Origin of the sequence: Streptomyces sp. AA4, assembly GCF_000158875.1 — a bacterium.
GTDB lineage: Bacteria > Actinomycetota > Actinomycetes > Mycobacteriales > Pseudonocardiaceae > Amycolatopsis.
The window spans coordinates 5,831,041-5,845,717 of sequence record NZ_GG657746.1 but is presented as its reverse complement, the minus strand read 5'-3'; the positions used below and the strand labels follow the sequence as shown (position 1 = coordinate 5,845,717).

The 14,677-nt window shown below is 69.7% G+C and carries 18 protein-coding genes; 12 read left to right on the top strand and 6 right to left on the bottom strand.

The features are described 5' to 3' along the window. Nucleotides 1-56: 56 nt before the first annotated feature. From SSMG_RS26735 to SSMG_RS26725, 3 genes are all read left to right on the top strand, one after another. Entirely contained in the window at nt 57-710 is a 654-nt protein-coding gene (locus SSMG_RS26735; RefSeq protein ID WP_009081146.1) for an ATP-dependent Clp protease proteolytic subunit, read from the top strand. A gap of 222 nt (nt 711-932) precedes the next feature. Next, nucleotides 933-2,228, top strand: a complete 1,296-nt coding sequence (gene clpX / locus SSMG_RS26730; RefSeq protein WP_009081145.1) for an ATP-dependent Clp protease ATP-binding subunit ClpX — start codon at nt 933-935, stop codon at nt 2,226-2,228. Nucleotides 2,229-2,298: 70 nt separating this feature from the next. Beyond that, the gene (locus SSMG_RS26725) at nt 2,299-2,691 is read left to right on the top strand and encodes a hypothetical protein (protein ID WP_199785997.1); all 393 of its coding nucleotides are present in this window, start codon (nt 2,299-2,301) and stop codon (nt 2,689-2,691) included. A 203-nt stretch (nt 2,692-2,894) separates the two neighbouring features. Here the strand turns inward: SSMG_RS26725 and SSMG_RS26720 are convergent, their stop codons facing one another. Further along, a complete protein-coding gene (locus SSMG_RS26720; protein WP_199785996.1) occupies nt 2,895-3,806 on the bottom strand; it encodes an alpha/beta hydrolase family protein in 912 nt (303 codons plus the stop codon). Between the two features lie 66 nt (nt 3,807-3,872). Beyond that, entirely contained in the window at nt 3,873-4,523 is a 651-nt protein-coding gene (locus SSMG_RS26715) for a TetR/AcrR family transcriptional regulator (protein ID WP_009081140.1), read from the bottom strand. 66 nt (nt 4,524-4,589) lie between these two features. Between SSMG_RS26715 and SSMG_RS26710 the strand changes: the two genes are divergently transcribed. After that, nucleotides 4,590-5,903, top strand: coding sequence for a carotenoid oxygenase family protein (locus SSMG_RS26710; RefSeq protein ID WP_009081139.1), 1,314 nt, complete (start codon nt 4,590-4,592; stop codon nt 5,901-5,903). Here the strand turns inward: SSMG_RS26710 and fdhD are convergent, their stop codons facing one another. After that, the gene (fdhD, locus tag SSMG_RS26705) at nt 5,904-6,728 is read right to left on the bottom strand and encodes a formate dehydrogenase accessory sulfurtransferase FdhD (RefSeq protein WP_009081138.1); all 825 of its coding nucleotides are present in this window, start codon (nt 6,726-6,728) and stop codon (nt 5,904-5,906) included. A gap of 149 nt (nt 6,729-6,877) precedes the next feature. Between fdhD and SSMG_RS26700 the strand changes: the two genes are divergently transcribed. The 4 genes from SSMG_RS26700 to SSMG_RS26690 all read left to right on the top strand — a co-directional run bounded on the left by SSMG_RS26700 (nt 6,878) and on the right by SSMG_RS26690 (nt 10,220). After that, nucleotides 6,878-8,230: an OFA family MFS transporter gene (locus SSMG_RS26700; RefSeq protein WP_009081136.1), complete on the top strand. Its 1,353-nt coding sequence runs from the start codon at nt 6,878-6,880 to the stop codon at nt 8,228-8,230. After that, the gene (locus SSMG_RS47195; RefSeq protein WP_255409770.1) at nt 8,230-8,361 is read left to right on the top strand and encodes a hypothetical protein; all 132 of its coding nucleotides are present in this window, start codon (nt 8,230-8,232) and stop codon (nt 8,359-8,361) included. The genes SSMG_RS26700 and SSMG_RS47195 overlap by 1 nt, the downstream gene beginning before the upstream one ends. Nucleotides 8,362-8,499: 138 nt before the next feature. Then, entirely contained in the window at nt 8,500-8,973 is a 474-nt protein-coding gene (locus tag SSMG_RS26695; RefSeq protein WP_286157066.1) for a transcriptional regulator, read from the top strand. Beyond that, the gene (locus SSMG_RS26690; RefSeq protein WP_009081132.1) at nt 8,970-10,220 is read left to right on the top strand and encodes an MFS transporter; all 1,251 of its coding nucleotides are present in this window, start codon (nt 8,970-8,972) and stop codon (nt 10,218-10,220) included. Before SSMG_RS26695 ends, SSMG_RS26690 begins: the two co-directional genes overlap by 4 nt. Here the strand turns inward: SSMG_RS26690 and SSMG_RS26685 are convergent. The 3 genes from SSMG_RS26685 to SSMG_RS26675 all read right to left on the bottom strand — a co-directional run bounded on the left by SSMG_RS26685 (nt 10,195) and on the right by SSMG_RS26675 (nt 11,675). After that, complete coding sequence (locus SSMG_RS26685) at nt 10,195-10,524, bottom strand: hypothetical protein (protein WP_009081131.1); 330 nt, start codon at nt 10,522-10,524, stop codon at nt 10,195-10,197. The two genes, SSMG_RS26690 and SSMG_RS26685, sit on opposite strands and share 26 nt — an antisense overlap. A 91-nt stretch (nt 10,525-10,615) precedes the next feature. Continuing rightward, on the bottom strand, nt 10,616-10,954 hold the full coding sequence (locus tag SSMG_RS26680; protein ID WP_009081129.1) for a hypothetical protein: 339 nt from the start codon (nt 10,952-10,954) through the stop codon (nt 10,616-10,618). 43 nt (nt 10,955-10,997) lie between these two features. Beyond that, nucleotides 10,998-11,675, bottom strand: a complete 678-nt coding sequence (locus SSMG_RS26675; protein ID WP_009081126.1) for a GntR family transcriptional regulator — start codon at nt 11,673-11,675, stop codon at nt 10,998-11,000. Between the two features lie 72 nt (nt 11,676-11,747). On the opposite strand from SSMG_RS26675, the gene SSMG_RS26670 reads away from it, so the two are divergent. The 4 genes from SSMG_RS26670 to SSMG_RS26655 all read left to right on the top strand — a co-directional run. Further along, complete coding sequence (locus SSMG_RS26670) at nt 11,748-12,170, top strand: VOC family protein (protein WP_009081124.1); 423 nt, start codon at nt 11,748-11,750, stop codon at nt 12,168-12,170. Then, nucleotides 12,167-12,910: an SDR family NAD(P)-dependent oxidoreductase gene (locus tag SSMG_RS26665; RefSeq protein ID WP_009081122.1), complete on the top strand. Its 744-nt coding sequence runs from the start codon at nt 12,167-12,169 to the stop codon at nt 12,908-12,910. The genes SSMG_RS26670 and SSMG_RS26665 overlap by 4 nt, the downstream gene beginning before the upstream one ends. Nucleotides 12,911-12,966: 56 nt before the next feature. Further along, nucleotides 12,967-14,391: an LCP family protein gene (locus SSMG_RS26660; RefSeq protein ID WP_037714958.1), complete on the top strand. Its 1,425-nt coding sequence runs from the start codon at nt 12,967-12,969 to the stop codon at nt 14,389-14,391. 83 nt (nt 14,392-14,474) lie between these two features. Then, on the top strand, nt 14,475-14,677 hold a 203-nt coding region (locus SSMG_RS26655; protein WP_037714956.1), incomplete at its 3' end, for an MFS transporter.

The window sequence follows — 14,677 nt, the reverse complement described above, 5'->3', positions numbered from 1 at the left end:
CCGCGACAGCGGCCTGACCTCGAGCAACTGAGCCCGCAAGCACACAGGAGAGCGTCATGAGCAACTTCCGGCTCCCGGGTGACTTCCGGGCCCCGCAGACTCCCCAGTCGCGGTACATCCTCCCGTCCTACGTCGAGCGCACCAGCTACGGCGTGAAGGAGTCCAACCCGTACAACAAGCTGTACGAGGAGCGGACGATCTTCCTCGGCGTGCAGGTGGACGACGCGTCGGCCAACGACGTGATGGCCCAGCTGCTGCACCTCGAGCACGAGGACCCGGACCGCGACATCAGCATCTACATCAACTCCCCGGGCGGGTCGTTCACGTCGCTGATGGCGATCTACGACACCATGCAGTACATCCGCCCGGACATCTCGACCGTGTGCCTCGGCCAGGCCGCCTCGGCCGCCGCGGTGCTGCTGGCGGCGGGCACGCCGGGCAAGCGCATGGCGCTGCCGAACGCGCGCGTGCTGATCCACCAGCCCGCCACCGAGGGCACCTACGGGCAGGTCTCGGACCTGGAGATCCAGGCCAACGAGATCCAGCGCGTGCGCCGCCAGATGGAGGTCATCCTGGCGAAGCACACGAACAAGGAACCGGACGAGATCAAGGCCGACATCGAGCGGGACAAGATCCTCACCGCCGAAGAGGCCAAGGCCTACGGCCTGATCGACGAGGTGCTCCCGTACCGGAAGGCCTCGGCGAACTGACCGCGACGGGCCGGTGCGCGGCGAATCCGCGACGCGCACCGGCCCGCTGGTCTACTGTCGGTCGTCGACGTGCCCGAAGGGGTCGGGTGTTCCCGACCGCGCCTTCGGACGGGTACCGTCGATGGCAATGCGTGTGGGTCCCGGGTACGGCTGGCAGTCCCGGGGCCGCCAGAGAGTAGTGCAGGTGCGCCCCGCGCACCGGAGGGGACGAGGTCAACGGCCATGGCACGGATCGGTGACGGCGGCGACCTGCTGAAGTGTTCTTTCTGCGGCAAGAGCCAGAAGCAGGTGAAGAAGCTCATTGCCGGCCCGGGGGTCTACATCTGCGATGAGTGCATCGACCTCTGCAACGAGATCATCGAAGAGGAGCTGGCCGAAGCCGGCGACGTGAAGCTCGACGAGCTGCCCAAGCCCGCCGACATCCACGAGTTCCTCGAGCAGTACATCATCGGCCAGGACGACGCGAAGAAAACGCTCGCGGTCGCGGTGTACAACCACTACAAGCGGATCCAGGCCGACGACAAGTCCGGCCCGAAGGACTCCAAGGACGAGCCGGTCGAGCTGGCCAAGTCCAACATCCTGATGCTCGGCCCCACCGGCTGCGGCAAGACCTACCTCGCGCAGACGCTGGCGAAGCTGCTGAACGTTCCGTTCGCGATCGCCGACGCCACCGCGCTCACCGAGGCGGGCTACGTCGGCGAGGACGTCGAGAACATCCTGCTGAAGCTGATCCAGGCGGCCGACTACGACGTCAAGCGCGCCGAGACCGGCATCATCTACATCGACGAGGTCGACAAGATCGCCCGCAAGAGCGAGAACCCGTCGATCACCCGCGACGTGTCCGGCGAGGGCGTGCAGCAGGCGCTGCTGAAGATCCTCGAGGGCACCACCGCGTCGGTGCCGCCGCAGGGCGGGCGCAAGCACCCGCACCAGGAATTCATCCAGATCGACACGACGAACGTGCTGTTCATCGTCGCGGGCGCGTTCGCCGGGCTGGAGAAGATCATCAACGAGCGGGTCGGCAAGCGCGGCCTCGGCTTCGGCGCGGAGATCCGCACCAAGGCCGAGATCGAGGGCAGCGACGTGTTCTCCGAGACCATGCCGGAGGACCTGATCAAGTTCGGGCTGATCCCGGAGTTCATCGGCCGGCTCCCGGTCGTGGCGACGGTGAACCACCTGGACAAGGAATCGCTCGTCTCGATCCTGACGCAGCCGCGCAACGCGCTGGTGAAGCAGTACAAGAAGCTCTTCGAGATGGACAACGTCGAGCTGGAGTTCACCAAGACCGCGCTCGAGGCCATCGCCGACCAGGCCGTGCTCCGCGGCACCGGCGCCCGCGGCCTGCGCGCGATCATGGAGGAAGTCCTCCAGCCGGTCATGTACGACATCCCGAGCCGCGAGGACGTGGCGAAGGTCGTGATCACCGAGCAGACCGTGCGGGAGAACGTGAACCCCACGATCGTGGCTCGCCAGCCGTCCCGCCGCACCCGCAGCGAGCGCGGCGAAAAGTCGGCCTGACCCGGCGTCCGCCGGGCGTTAGCAGGAGTCGGCTGTCCGGGTGTCGGCGGCAGGCGCGATAATGGACAGGATGACAACCGTGCCGCTGACCGCACCCCGGGGGGACGAGACCGACCCCGGCGAAGCGGTGCCCGCCGAACCCGAGCCGTCCGCCGCTCCGGTCGGCCTCGTGGAGCTGAGCGAACGGGTCGCCGCGTCCGTGCTGACGCGCTTCCCGTGGCTGATCCGCGCGTCCGAGATCATGCTCGTGCTGTTCACGCTGGTCTGCCTGGTCGCGGTCGGCACCCGGCGTTCGGCGTTCCCGCTGCTGCCGATCCCGGAGTTCGTGGTGTCGTGGCTGTTCCTGCGCCGCCTGCGCGGTGCGGAGACGCGGGCGCAGCAGCTGCGCTGGTCGCTGCTCATGGCACTGGCGGCGATGGTCGGGTTCTGGGTGATGTCCGTCATGGCCCGCTGGGTGTCGTAATTCCCTCGCGGTAACCGTCGTCGTGGACAACAGCGCACGGCAGTAGTGCGGGCGCGGCCTGGTCGTGGTGCGGCCATGAATGCGTTCCCCACGGTCCCTCCGGGGCTCCGCATGGCGCGCCGGGAAAGCCGCGGCGACGGGCGTTTCTCGGCCTGGCCGACTTTCCGTGTCGTAGCGCAGCGACCGTTATCGGCGAAGAAGGATCACACCTTCTGCCGCAAATGCTTCCCCAAGAACCCCACCATGCTGGGCACCGTGGTGCGGAAGAACGTGTCGCTGTGCTTCCCGTGCGCCGTGTAGCCGATCGTCGGGTGCGTTTCCGCGATATACCGCCGCACCCCGGTGATGAACGGGTCCTCCGTACCGCAGTAAACCGCCGTCGGAATGCCCTGCAGCGCGGACTGGTGACGCAGCGGATCCAGCGACGTCCAATCCGTCATCCCGGTGAAAATGCGCCGCTTCGCCATTTCCGGCCACGACGTGATCAGCGCCGGAGCGATCGCGGCGACCGCGGCGGGCGGCTGGCGGCGTTCGGCTCGGCGGCGGGCGTACAGGAGCGCTCCGAAGCCGCCCATCGAGACTCCGGCGCACGCGAACGGCACGCCGTCCGTGCCGCCGAAGCCGCGGGCGCGCAGCCACTGCGGGATTTCTTCCAGGAGCATCGCCATCGGGTCGTCGCCGGGGCGGACCTGGTGCCAGTAGTTGTCGCCGCCGTCGACCGCGACGAAGCCGTACGCGGGCACGGCTTTGCGGGCGACGTCGCTGCCCAGCTGCTTCAGCAGACCGCTCGGAGAGGCGGAGCGCGCCGAACCGTGCAGGCCGTGCAGCATCAGCGACATCGGCAGGCCGGCCGGCGGCTTCTTGCTCGGCAGGAGAAAAACGAGGTCCACTTCCCGGCCGCGGGCGTGCGAGTAAACCCGCTCCACGCGCATGCTGCCCAGCTGCGTCACCGGCGTCGACGACGTCACGCCCAGTGCCCGCTGCATGGCCTGGTTGAACGGCACCACGCCGGTCGCGCTCCCCACCGCGAGCCCGGCGATGCCGAGGCCCGAGGCGCCCGCGATCAGCATGGACCGGCGGCTCACCCGCCTTCGGCCCTCAGTCTCCTCGTTCACCCGATCCCCCTCACCCATACAGCGTAAGACGTGAGGAAGAGGCAAAACGTTGCCTTCGGCAGATCTTCATCCGGTCGTTGTGACCAGACCCACGGACGCCCGGGCGGCGGCAGGGCGGTCTCCGAGCCCGACGACGAGCGTCACGCAGAGTGGCGCGAGCACTTCGGTCACGCCGCGGTCGCCCCGGCCGAAATGGCCCAGCAACTCGAGGGTGACATAGCCGTGCACCGCGCTCCACACCTGTGAGGCGACGGCGAGCGGGTCGCCCTGGAGCCGGCCGGCTTCGATGGTGCGTCCGACGGCGGCGACCATGCCGCGGAACGACGACGCCGCCTCGCTGTCCTGATGGTCCTTCAGCAGGTCGCCGACCGGTTGCCCGTGCGCCCCCGCCTCGCGGAACATGAGCGTGAACAGCTCCGGGTGCTCCACCGCGGTCCGGCGGTAGGCGAGCGCCAGCTGGTACAGATCGGCGACCGGGTCGTCAGTCGGCTCGACCGTCGCCATGTTGGCGATCAGCCGCCGAAACCCCTCTCGCGCAACGGCTTCCATGAGCGCGGACATCCCGCCGAAGTGCGTGTACACGGCCATCGTGGACGCGCCGATCTCCGCCGCCAGCTTGCGGGCCTGCAGTGCTTCCGGGCCGCCGTCGGCCAGCAGTCGGATCGCCGCCTCGACCAGTTGCGTCCGCGCGTGTGCGCCCCGAGTCCGCTCGCTCATGCTTGCCAGTATCCCATAACCCTGTTATACCGGTGTCCATAACCACGTTATGGACAGGAGCGGGTCATGGGAAATCCTTTCCTCGAAGGCAATTTCGCGCCGGTCGAGCGCGAGTACACGAGCACCCGGCTGACGGTCACCGGAAAGCTGCCCGACTATCTCGACGGCCGCTACCTGCGGAACGGGCCGAATCCGGCCGACCCGGACCCGGAAACCCACCACTGGTTCCTCGGCCGCGGCATGGTGCACGGCGTGCGGCTGCGCGACGGCCGGGCCGAGTGGTACCGCAGCCGCCGCGTCGGCACGGACGAGGCCGGGGCCAACACCAACGTCATCGGGCACGCCGGGCGCACGATCGCGCTTGTCGAGGGCGGCCTGCCGCAGTGGGAGCTGAGCGAGGAGCTGGACGCCCTCGGCGTCTGCGATTTCGACGGCACTCTCTCCGGGTACACGGCACACCCGAAGCGCGACCCGCGGACCGGCGAGCTGCACGCCGTCTCGTACCAGTTCGGGCTCGGCAATCGGGTGCAGTATTCGGTGGTCGGCACCGACGGCCGCGCGCGGCGCACGGTCGACGTCGAGGTCACCGGGGCGCCGATGATGCACGATTTCTCGCTCACCGAACGCTATGTCGTGTTCTACGACCTGCCGGTCACCTTCGATCCGGACCAGGCCCCGGTGCCGGTCGACGTGCCCGATCCGCTGACCGCGCGCACCGGCCGCGGCGTGAGTTCCTTGCCCTACCGATGGAATCCGGACTACCCGGCGCGCATCGGCGTGATGCCGCGCGAAGGGGACAACAGCGACGTGCGCTGGTTCGACGTCGGCCAGTGCTACGTCTTCCATCCGCTCAACGCCTACGACGAGGACGACCGGATCGTGCTCGACGTGGTCCGGCACCCGAAGATGTTCGACCGCGCGCTGCACGGCCCGGCCGAAGGCGAGCCGACGCTCGACCGGTGGACCGTCGACCTCGCGCTCGGGAAGGTCGTCGAGGAGCGGATCGACGAGCACGGACAGGAGTTCCCGCGGGTGGACGAGCGCTTGGTCGGCCTGCCGCACCGGTACGGTTACACGACCGCGCTCGACGGCAGGTCGCGCAGCGTCGGCGCGGTCTACAAACACGACCTGCGCAAGGGTTCCGTCGACGCGCACCGGTTCGGTCCCGGACGCGAGCCGGGCGAATTCGTGTTCGTCCCTTCCAGCGCGGACGCGGGCGAGGACGAGGGCGTGCTGATGGGCTATGTCTACGACGCGGCGGAGGCGCGCAGCGATCTTGTCCTGCTTGACGCGGGCACCCTCGAAACCGTCGCCGCGGTGCACCTGCCGGACCGGGTCCCGCACGGCTTCCACGGCAACTGGGTGCCCGCCGAGGCGTGATCAGGTGAGCAGGCGCTGGTCCCCGGTGTAGAGGTTCATGCTGTCGCCGCGCAGGAAACCGATCAGCGTCATGCCGTTCTCCTCGGCCAGTTCGACCGCGAGCGACGACGGCGCGGACACCGCGGCGAGCAGTCCGATGCCGGCCATCGCGGCCTTCTGCACGAGTTCGAACGAGGCGCGGCCGGAGACCAGCAGCCCCAGATCGGGCGCCGGGATCCGGCCCGCCTGCAGAGCCCAGCCGAGCACCTTGTCGACCGCGTTGTGCCGTCCGACGTCCTCGCGCACGACGACGAGCTGACCGTCCGAAGTGAACAGTCCGGCGGCGTGCAGGCCGCCGGTGGACGAGAACACCTTTTGCTGTTCCCGCAACCGATCCGGCATCTGCGAGAGGACGTCGGTCTTCACCGCGAACTCCGACGAAGCGGGGGAGAACCGGCTGCGCAGCTTCACCGCGTCGAGCGCGGCCTTGCCGCAGACGCCGCACGACGACGTGGTGTAGAAGTTCCGCTCGACGCCGGTGTCCGGCGGGGCGACTCCCTCGGCGAGCGCGATGTCGAGCACGTTGTAGGTATTGCGGCCCTGGTCGTCGACGCCGTCGCAGTAGCGCGCCACGGCCACGTCCTCCCGCGACCCGAGCACGCCCTCCGAAAGCAGGAAGCCGTGCGCCAGTTCGACGTCGTGGCCGGGTGTGCGCATTGTCACCGCGAGCGCCTTGCCGCCGACTCGCAGCTCCAGCGGTTCCTCGGCGGCCAGCGAGTCCGGCCGGCGCCGTTCGCCGGCCGCGGAGATCCGCCGTACCGGCCGCCGCACCGTCACTCTGCCCATCGCCCGCTCCACTCGTTTTGTCGTTTTCGGCGCTGTCTTTTGTCGTCGCCGACAAGACATTCTCACGTCATTCGACAGTCATCCGGCGCAACGCCGAGGATCTGGTAAACCATTCCCAGCACCTCGTCACTGTTGGGAGGAGACCGCCGATGGCTGTCCCCGGCTTCCTTGCCCGTTCCCGCATCGTCGCACCACCCGGATGGACCCGCTGGCTCGTGCCGCCCGCCGCGCTGTCCATCCACCTGTCGATCGGCCAAGCCTACGCGTGGAGCGTCTTCAAGACGCCGCTGGAGAAGACCCTCGGACTGTCGGGCACGCAGTCCGGGCTGCCGTTCCAGCTCGGCATCGTGATGCTGGGGCTGTCCGCCGCGTTCGGCGGCACCCTCGTGGAGAAGAACGGCCCGCGCTGGGCCATGACCGTCGCCACAGTCTGTTTCTCCGCCGGCTTCCTGCTCGCCGCGCTCGGCGTCGCGAGCGGCCAGTTCTGGCTCGTGGTGGCCGGCTACGGCGGGGTCGGCGGAATCGGCCTCGGCATCGGCTACATCTCGCCGGTGTCGACGCTGATCAAATGGTTCCCGGACCGGCCGGGCATGGCCACCGGGATCGCGATCATGGGCTTCGGCGGCGGCGCGCTGATCGCGTCGCCGTGGTCGTCGGCGATGCTCGGCTCCTCGCCCACGACCGGCGACATCGCGACGGCGTTCCTGATCCACGGGATCGTCTACGCGGTCTTCATGACGATGGGCGTGCTGATCGTCCGCGTCCCGGCCGACGACTGGCGTCCGGCGGGCGCGGTGAAGCAGGCCGCAGCCAAGCCGATGATCTCGACGGCGAACGTCTCGGCGGCGAACGCGCTGAAGACGCCGCAGTTCTGGTGCCTCTGGATCGTCCTGTGCCTCAACGTGACCGCGGGCATCGGCATCCTGGAGAAGGCCGCGCCGATGATCACCGACTTCTTCAAGGGCACCTCGGCCCCGGTCGGCACCGCTTCCGCGGCCGGGTTCGTCGCGCTGCTCTCGCTGACCAACATGCTGGGCCGGTTCGTCTGGTCGTCGGCCTCGGATCTGGTGGGGCGCAAGAACATCTACCGGTTCTACCTCGGCGTCGGCGCGCTGCTGTACCTCGTGATCGCGTTGACCACCAACGCGTCGAAGCTGGTGTTCGTGCTGTGCGCGATGCTGATCCTGTCCTTCTACGGCGGCGGGTTCTCGACGCTCCCGGCGTACCTCAAGGACCTGTTCGGCACGTACCAGGTCGGCGCGATCCACGGCAGGCTGCTGACCGCGTGGTCGGCGGCGGGCGTGCTCGGGCCGTTGATCGTGGACGGGATCGCGGACAGCCAGAAGGCGGCCGGCAAGACCGGGCCGGACCTCTACCAGCTGTCGTTCTGGATCATGATCGGCCTGCTGGTGGTCGGGTTCGTCGCGAACGAATGCGTGCGCCCGGTGAAGGAGAAGTTCCACGAGCCGGCCGGGCAGGCCGCGGTGGGGAGTGAAGCGTGATGACGAGTGCCGAGGGCCGCTCCGGCGGCCGGACCCTGCTGCTGGTGATCGCGTGGCTGTGGGTGCTCGCGCCGTTCGGCTACGGCGTGGTCGAGCTGATCCGGAAGGTGGTCGGGCTCTTCGGCGGCTGACCGCCGCGGGGAAGGCCGCCGGAAAATAAGCGCTGGACAAATGGTCAAGAGTCGTTGACCATTGTCCCCGTGACTGGGGATGACCAAGCGGGCTACGTCCCGCCGCACGACAGTGTCCAGGTAGAGACGACCGACCAGCTGCGCGCCGTGAGCAACGTCGTGCGGCACCGCGTGCTCGCGGTGCTGCGCGACGGGCCCGCGACGATCACGCAGGTAGCCGAGCAGCTGGGGATCGCGAAAGGCAGTTCCAGCTACCACATGCGGGTGCTGGAGCGAGCCGGGATCGTGCACGTCGTGCGCACGCGGAAGGTGCGCGGCGTGGTGGAGCGCTACTACGCGCACGTCGGGCGCAAGATCGAGCTGCCCGAACCGGCTCCGGGGCAGCGGGACGTGCTGATGCAGCACGCGCTCAACGACCTTTCGACCGCACCCGAGGGCTCGCGCCGGTTCGTCCGGATGCAGCACACGCGAATCAGCGAGGCGAGGTTCGAGGAGTTCGAACGCCGCTTCGCCGAACTGCTCGACGAGATGCGGGACGCGCGCGACGCCGACGAGGTGGCCGCCACCGTCGCGGTCGCTTTCTTCCGCCCGGGGCCGGGGGCGGCCAGATGACCAAGCCGAAGATGCCTCCCGCGTTCAGTCGCTTGTGGACAGCCGCGACGGTCAGTTCTCTCGGCGACGGCGCGTATTCCGCGGCTCTGCCGTTGCTGGCGGTGCTGCTGGACAGTGATCCGCTGGTCGTCAGCCTGGTGACGGTGGCGGTGCTCGCGCCGTATCCGATCGCCGGGCTGTTCGCCGGCGCGCTGGTCGACCGCTGGGACCGGCGGCGCACGATGTGGATCGCGGATGTGGTGCGGGCAGTGCTGCTGGCGCTGACGGTCGCCGCGGGCGCGTTGGGCTGGCTCAGCATCCCGGTCCTGCTCGGGGTGGCGTTCCTGCTCGGCACCGGCACGCTGTTCTTCGACACCGCCGCGCAGGCGTACCTGCCGGATCTGCTGGCACGGGACCAGATCCTGCTCCGCCGCGCCAACGGCTACCTGCGCGGCGCGTCCACCGCGGCCGGGCAGTTCGCCGGACCGCCGGTCGGGAGTTTCCTTTTCACCGTAGGGAGAACGCTGCCGTTCGCGGTGAACGCGCTGACCTATCTGGCCAGCGCGGTGCTGATCCGGACGCTGCCGCCGACGCCGGTGCCGGAGCGGGCGCCGGGCCGGTCCGTGTGGGCGGATTCGAAGGAAGGTTTCGCTTACGCGGTCAAGGATCGGCTGCTGCTCGGCCTCGCGCTGCGACCCGCGGTCGGGAACCTGGCGTTCGGCGCGTTCGGGGCGGTGCTGGTGGTGTTCGCGAAGGACGCGCTCGGTCTCGATTCCGCCGGATACGGTTTCCTGCTCGCCGCCGAAGCCGCCGGGGGACTGGTGGGCGCGATGGTGCTCGCCGGACCGCTGGAAAAGCGGCTGGGCACCGGCACCGCGCTCACCGTCACCGCGGTGATCGAGGGCGGCGCGGTCCTGGCCTTCGGCCTCGCCCGCGACCCGTGGCTCGCCGGGGCGATGTTCGCGCTGTGCGGCTGCGCCATGGCGACGACCATGGTGCTCGGCGCGTCGCTGCGCCAGGTCATCGTCCCGGCCCGGCTGATGGGCCGGGTCGCCGCTGCTTCGCGCCTCGTCTCGGCTTCGGCTGCCCCCGCCGGTGCCGCACTGGGCGGCTGGCTCGCCGCGACGGCCGGGGTGCGGGTGCCGTACGTCGCGGCGGCGGGGGTGCTCGTGTCGATGACCCTGGTGACGATGAGCATGACGAGCAACAAGAAGATCGAAGCGGCTCTCGCGCGGGCGAAGGCTAGTCCAGCGACGGCCACGACGTGAGCATGGTGATCTCCGGGAACAGCACGGCGAGCACCGGCATCGTGGTCCAGATGACGACGGTGGAGTACGGCCGGGCAACGAAAAGTTTGGCGACCACCCCGATCCCGGCGGCGAGCGGGAAGACGAAGATCCCGTACAGGCGGCAGAAAAGGCCGACGGCGTTCACCACGTTGAACGGGGATTCGGTGAAGGCGGCCGCGACGAGGAGGCCGAGCGCGGCGACCACGATCACGAGCACGACGACGGCGTGCAGTGCGCCGAAAATCGCTTGGCTGGCCCGGCTCGGGCTGCTGGTGAGGTCCACCCGCTCAGCCTGCCCGGGAGTTGTGGAGATTCCGGGGTGCCCGGGGGAGAAACGCGGCGGTTCGCACCGCTCAGCCGATTGCGGAGAGAACCTACCCCCAGTGGGCAGACATCGCGGCGACGAAAACGATCGGCACCAGGACGGTCAGTGCGGAAACCGTGAGCCACACGCGGCGCGCCGGTCGTTTCGGTTGTCCGAGCGAAGCGACCAGCGCGCCGATTCCGGCGGCGACCGGCAGCGCGAAAACCCCGAAGTGCAGGAACGAGGCGAGCACGATGATCCCGAGTACGGCCGGCAGGGTCAGCTCCTTCGCGCCGACCGTCAGTCCGGCCGCGAGCGCGCACAGCACCAGGGCGCAGACGAGGTACGCGCCAGTCCCGTGCAACGCCCCGGTGAGTGCTGTCCGCGTCCGGCTCGGTTCAGTGTCCACCGATCGATCCTGACAGGCCGGGAAGCGCGGCGGATGCGTGGAACTACTCGGTTCGGATGCGCTCGAGCAAGCTTTCCCGGGCGGACTCCACGTGGTGTTCGGCCACTTGGGCCAACCGTTCCCGGTCGCCGCCGCGGATCAGCTGCGCCAGTTCGCGATGCTCGTCGACCACGCGCGCCCGGTAATGCTCGTGGCCGAGCGAAACCCGTTGCAGCTGAAAGAGAAACACCTGCGACCGCACCGCGTGCCACGCCTCGGTCAGGCGGCCGTTGCCCGCGGCGGCGTACACGCGGTCGTGAAAGGCGATGTCCAGCGCCAGCAACTGCGGTCCGGGCGCTTTGCTCCGGACCGCTTTCGCCAGGTCGGCGACCAGTGCGTCCAAGGCGTTCAAATCCGCCTCGGTCGCGTTGGCGCGCGCGGTGACCGCGGCCAGCCGGTCCAGCGCGGCGCGCACTGAGTAGACCTCGCCGACGTCCTCGGCGGTCACGTCGACCACCGTGGTCGGCCGGTGCCAGTCGCAGCGGACCAGGCCTTCCCGGGCGAGCTGGGCGATGCCCTCGCGCACCGACCCGCGGCTGATCTCCAGCGACGCGGCCAGTTCGACCTCGCGCAGCGGCGCGCCGGGCCGGAAATGCCCGGCGAAGATCGCTTCGCGCACCCGGTCGGCGGCCTCGTCGGCGAGCCCGCGGCGCGCCGCCTTCCTCAGGGGGGTGACTTCCACGTCCTAATGTTGACATTCGGACATCCCGTGGTCAAGGTGAAGAGACCGATCCCCGCGCCGAAGGAGTGCGTCATGGCTGTCCGTCCCGCCTTCCACCTGGCCATACCGGTCGACGACCTGCCGAAGGCCCGCGAGTTCTACGGCGGCGTGCTCGGGCTGGCGGAGGGGCGCTCGGCGGACTCGTGGGTCGACTGGAACTTCCACGGCCACCAGGTCGTCACGCACGTCGTCCCTGCCGCCCGCGCGGAAGCGGGCCGCAATCCGGTCGACGGGCACGACGTGCCGGTGCCGCATTTCGGGCTGGTGCTCGACGTCGAGAGCTTCCACGAGCTGGCCGGGCGGCTGCGCGCGGCGGGCACCGAGTTCGTGATCGAGCCGTACCAGCGGTTCGCCGGCGAACCGGGGGAGCAGTGGACGATGTTCCTGCACGACCCGGCCGGGAACGCGCTGGAGTTCAAGGCTTTCCGCGACGAGACGCAGTTGTTCGCGCGATGAACGTCCTCGTCACCGGAGCCTCGCGCGGGATCGGCCGCGCCATCGCCGTCGCCTTCGCCACGAGGGGCGACCGGATCGCTGTCCACTGTGGATCCAACCGGGAGGCCGCGCGCGAAACGCTCGAGGCGCTGCCCGGTTCCGGGCACGTGCTCGTGTCCGGCGACCTCGGCAACCCCGACGCCGCGCAGTGGATCGCCGACGTGGCCGAGGAACAGCTCGGCGGCGTCGACGTGCTGGTCAACAACGCGGCGGTCGGCACCACCCCGGCCACGCGCACGCCGATCGCCGAGATGTCCTATGCGGACTGGCAGGACGCCTGGCGGCACACGCTGGACGTCAACCTCCTCGGCGCGGCCAACGTGTCCTTCCACGTCGCACGGCATTTGATCGCTCGCGGCGTGCCCGGCCGGATCGTGAACGTCGGATCGCGCGGGGCGTTCCGCGGCGAGCCCGAGTACCTGCCGTACGGGGCGAGCAAGGCCGCGCTGCACTCGTTCGGCCAGTCGCTGGCGGTCCAGCTGGCCCCGCACGGCATTTCGGTGACGTCGGTGGCGCCGGGCTTTACCGCGACCGAGCGCGTCGCCGACCGGGTCACCGACGAGGTGCGGGAGCAAAGCCCGTTCGGCCGGGTCGCCGAACCGGAGGAGATCGCCGAGGCGGTGGTGTTCCTGGCGTCGTCGGAGACGCCGTGGGCGTCCGGCGCGATCCTGGACCTGAACGGAGCGTCGCATCTGCGCTGAGCTGTGAGCTGGGTCACGGATGCAGCAGATCGGGGCCGCTGGACGTCCAGAGGGGCGTGCGGATCGCAGGGAAAGTTATCGCCGGCGCGTTGTCGACGGTGGTGTTCGCCGGCACGGCTTACGGGTTCTCGACCCTGAGCGCGCTCGACGACATCACCCGCAGCGACGTCATCGGCGGCGGCGGATCGGTGGACGAGGGCCAGAAGCACGCCGACGGGGCGACGGACATCCTGCTGGTCGGCCGGGACGCGCGCAAGGATCCGCAGGGGAACCCGCTGCCGCAGAGCGTGCTGCAGGAACTGCGCGCGGGCGCGAACGGCGACGACCTCACCGACACGTTGATCGTGCTGCGGATCCCGGACGGGCAGCAGGAGGTCAAGGCGTTCTCCATCCCGCGCGATTCGTACGTCTCCCTGCCCGGCGGCAAAGGCAAGATCAACGCCGCGTTCGGCCGCGGCAAGGCGGCCGAGGCCGCGAGACTGCGCGCGGCCGGGGAAACCGACAAGGACAAGATAGAGCAGGAGTCGATGACCGCGGCGCGCAAGGCGACGCGGCAGGCGGTCGAGGAACTGACCGGCGTCACCATCGACCACTACGCCGAGGTCAACCTGCTGAGCTTCTCCGAGATCAGCAAGGCCGTCGGCGGGGTCGAGGTGTGCCTGAAGAAGGCCACCAAGGACGAGAACTCGGGCGCGGATTTCCCGGCGGGCAAACAGCGTCTTTCCGGCGGCGCCGCGCTCGCTTTCGTACGGCAGCGCGACAACCTGCCCGGCACCGACTTCGGCCGGATGCGGCGGCAGCAGGTGTTCCTCGCCTCGATGGCGCACCAAGTGCTCTCGGCCGGGACGCTCGCCGACCCGGGCAAGCTGAGCGACCTCATCGACGCGGTGAAGCGGTCCGTGGTGCTGGACCAGTCGTGGAACATCCTGGACTTCGTCGGCAAAATGCGCGGCGTGTCCGGCGGCGGCATCCAGTTCACGACGGTCCCAGTGGTGAATCCGGACTACCGCTACGACAAATCCCACCCCACGGCGACCGCGGTACAGGTCGATCCGGCGCAGGTGAAAGCGTTTGCGGCCGGGCTGATCGGCACCGCCCCGCCCGCCGCGCCGCCGGGCACGCCGAAGGCGACGGTGGAGATCTCGAACGCCGGTGACGCCTCCGGTCTGGCGGCGCGAGTCGCGGATGTGTTGAAGGGCAAGGGGTTCGCCGCGGCCGCCGCGGGGAACGCCCCGTCGCAGCGGACGTCGGTCGTGCGCTTCCCGGCCGCTCTCGCCGCGGAGGGCGCGGAGGTGGCGAAGGAACTGGGCGGACTGTCCACAAAGGAATCGGCAGACGTTCCCGCTGGGCACATCCAGGTGGTGCTCGGGAAGGTCTACTCAGGACCGGGGGTGTCGGACGGCGGGTCCGCGGCCGGCGGGCCGGTGAAGGCCGACCAGCCGCAGCCCGTCACGTCAGACGGTGACAACTGCATCGACTGACGCCTCGTGAGTGGCGCGCGCTCGTCCCGATCGGACAGGCGTTCGGCGCCGGACCGGGCCGCACGGCCTGGCTGATTTCCTCGTTGTACCTGGCCACCGCGGTCGGGCAGCCGGTCGTCGGACTGCTCGTCGACCGCTACGGCGCGCGGCGCGTGCTGCTCGGCGGCGCGTCCGTCGTGATGGTGGCCGGAGTCGCCGGGATGATCCCGATCTCGGTCGAATGGCTCACCGGCGTGAGAGCGGTGCTCGGCATCGGCACCTGCGCCGGGTTCCCGGCCGCGATGGC